Source organism: Paenibacillus chartarius (genome assembly GCF_042432825.1).
GTDB classification, from domain to species: domain Bacteria; phylum Bacillota; class Bacilli; order Paenibacillales; family NBRC-103111; genus Gordoniibacillus; species Gordoniibacillus chartarius.
In genome coordinates this window covers 1-3,005 of record NZ_JBHLWN010000092.1, presented here as the reverse complement: position 1 = coordinate 3,005, position 3,005 = coordinate 1, and the positions used below count along the sequence as shown (strand labels likewise).

The following is a 3,005-nucleotide window of genomic DNA, read 5'->3' as shown; positions in this document are numbered from 1 at the left end:
AAATTACCCCCACAAAGTGAAGAAGAAGCTGACGAAGCGAATTCCGAATACTTTGCGGGGATCCCGGCAAGACCAACCAGCAAATTCTACGCAAACTGTTTCGTATCTAGTTTTCAGGGTGCAACGCACACCTGAATAGCAAGCCGTTTGGCGGTAATGGCGGAAGGGAACCACGCGTACCCATCCCGAACACGGCCGTTAAGCCTTCCAGCGCCGATGGTACTTAGACCGCAGGGTCTTGGGAGAGTAGGACGCCGCCAAGCAGCCGCAACAACAAGACAGCCTCAGCCGATGACAAAATTCATCAGCTGAGGCTGTCTTGTTTATGGAATAGGAAGCTTCATTGCTCAATATAACTTATTGGGTGGTGAGTGTTGCATGAAGAATATAGCCCCAATTGGCCCAAGTTACGGTGACGTGTATGTTTACATAAGAACGACGTTTCAAGCGTTGGTAGAGGCCATCATGCCTCCAACGCTTCTTTCTCATTCCTCGGTAGTGGCCGCAGGTGCAAACTACTATCAGATTGATCAGTACTTGATCGCGGTTCTCGACCAGTCCCAATTCATACCCTCGGATGCAAAGTCTGCGCCACCCCCTTTGTCGTGGGCCACGGCGCAGTTGCTGGACAGGGGGGCGGGGCGGTTATGCGAAAGTGGTCTAGTCCGCTCACCGCCGCGATATGTAACCCCATTCCAAAGCGATTGCCTATTTGCCGGTCTGTGGGGCACCGATCGGCTCTACACGCTTGCATTGCTGGATGCGCTTGACCTGCCACTCTATTCATTGCCGCCACCTTACCGTAACAACCCCGCCATGATTCAAACGATGATCGATTCCTTTGTGCAATTGACAGTATTCGGTATGTATTCGGAATGGTTCGGATATGGCTCGACCCGACTCTTGCCTCCAGCATACCGGGAGCTTGAATTGGCTCCGCCGGTATGGGAGCTAGTCGGCTATCCCGGCCCTTCATTCGGATACCGCGACTTGCGTGGAATACTAATAACTCCTGGTAGGGGGATAGCCGAATGACAGATCCGGATGTTATCGTAATCGGCTCCGGCGGCGGAGGTGCCGTTATCGCCAAAGAGCTTGGGGAGAGAGGGCTGCGGGTGCTCGTGCTTGAAGCCGGGCCGTGGTATGGGAATACAAGGTGGCCTGAACCTAACCTCGAGCGTGGGCCGCAAAGCAGTTCGAACCCGAAAGATTTACATATCCATTTGCTTAAAGAGCACTATTCCAAGCTTGAGAATGACATGAATGACCTCATCACGGGCAAGCTCCGCTGGGGCCCTGCGGACCGAAGCCGCGCTCCTTGGTTTCGGAAGATGAAGCAGCGCGGTTTCGTATGGCAAAATTCCGGAATAGGCGGTACGACACAATCTTATTTAGCGAATTCCCCCCGCGCGTTCCCGGCATCCATCGATTCGATTTGGCCGATTCCCTATCGTGAACTAATCCCGTATTACGAGAAGGTGGAGGCGACTCTGCCGGTAGCATTTTCACCTATGACCGCTAAGGAGGAGCTTTTCTTCTATGGAGCGAAGAAGGCCGGTTGGCAGCTGATTCCCACCCTTGACGTAACGGTTCCAGGCTACCGCCCGCAGCCGAACGCTATACTTTCCCCAAATCCGAACCTCATGAATCCCGACTATTCGCTGGAGCAGCTATCGTGGATGCAGGGCTGTACATTGGCCGGCCATTGTATCAACGGGTGTCCGCACGGACCTTCGGTCGATAAAGTGGCAAAGCGCTCGACGAATGTCAGCTACATTCCGCTTGCATTGCGAACGGGGCGCGTTACGATCAGACCGAATACCTTCGCAATCAAAATTTTGACAGAGCCGCATCGAACGGAGGGACTTCGAGCGGTAGGCGTTCGTGTCCGCGATACATGGACAGGGGAAACGGAGGAGCTGAGAGCCGGGGCTATCGTAATGGCTGCCGGGGCGGTGGAAAGTCCAAGGCTGTGGCTCAACTCGGGCTTGCCCCATCATCCATGGGTAGGCCGTGGCTTGGTCAACCATTATATGGACTGGGTGATGGGCATATTTGACGAGAAGGAGCTGATGTCCATTCTGGGCAGCGCGGAGGTTCCTCCTTATGTGGGCCATACTTCGGGAGGCAGGCTGGACTATCCCGGTCTGGGCTCCATCATCGTAACCGGTTTAAGCCCGGGTCTTCACGCCTCCTTAAGTTTTGGCAGCAGCCAAGCCGGGTTCAGCTTTATGAATCCGTACTTTGCAGCAATGAAGGGATATGAACAGGGGCGTACCGCAGGGGCAGAGCTGCAGCATTGGATGGAAAATTATCGTAGGACGTTGAGCATTGCTATTTTCGCGGATGATGAAGTGGATTACCGGAACGGGGTCTCTGTGGATCCGGCCGATCGGGATGAGCATGGACCCGTCCCTTTGATCAGCTACATTCCCGGGCAACGTGGAGAAAGAAACCGAACCGAGCTAGTCAAAATCGCTATCGACATCTTGCGAAAGGCCGGCGCCAGGAAGGTGCTCCGCACGGATTGGCCCGCCGCGCTGATGATTCATATGGAGGGAACTATGAGGTTGGGAGCGGTCGTCGATGAGCAGGGGGAAGCTTATCAGGTCAAGCGTCTATATATTGCCGATAACAGCGTTCATGTGAACGGTATCGGCGGGGCCAACCCGACTTTGACGACGCAGGCTCTTGCCCACAAGAACCGCCGAGAAGCTGGCGGGAACATATTTTTCATAAACTAGTCATGTCAGGTGCATCCTAATCTTCAACCGGGGGTGTAAGCATGAATATTACGGAGCTGTTTACGGACGCGATAAAGCCTTTCTTGGACGGAGAGAAGCCTCCTCTGAATGTCGGGGAAGTCATGAATTTGTGGTTTTATTTGACGGCTACGGAACAAACGCTGCGCGGGGAGCAGGTTTCATATAATATTGCGCAGGATATGAGGCTGTCCCAAAAGTCATCGTAGATGACTGAGGGCAGCCTCTTTTCATTTTGTACAA

The 3,005-nt window shown here is 53.7% G+C and carries 1 protein-coding gene, 1 rRNA gene and 1 pseudogene; all 3 read left to right on the top strand.

Translation table 11 applies throughout. From position 1 onward, the window contains the following. Positions 1 to 146 precede the first annotated feature (146 nt). Positions 147 to 263: ribosomal RNA gene (gene rrf, locus ACFFK0_RS23610) — 5S ribosomal RNA — on the top strand. A 768-nt stretch (positions 264 to 1,031) separates the two neighbouring features. Beyond that, positions 1,032 to 2,739, top strand: a pseudogene (locus tag ACFFK0_RS23605) (GMC family oxidoreductase N-terminal domain-containing protein). Between the two features lie 46 nt (positions 2,740 to 2,785). Then, positions 2,786 to 2,971, top strand: coding sequence for a hypothetical protein (locus ACFFK0_RS23600; protein ID WP_377472835.1), 186 nt, complete (start codon positions 2,786 to 2,788; stop codon positions 2,969 to 2,971). The last annotated feature ends 34 nt before the right edge of the window (positions 2,972 to 3,005 follow it).

Bases quoted from the DNA above. Each gene is read 5' to 3' on its own strand.
- ACFFK0_RS23600 (WP_377472835.1), top strand. From the start codon at position 2,786: ATGAATATTACGGAGCTGTTTACGGACGCGATAAAGCCTTTCTTGGAC.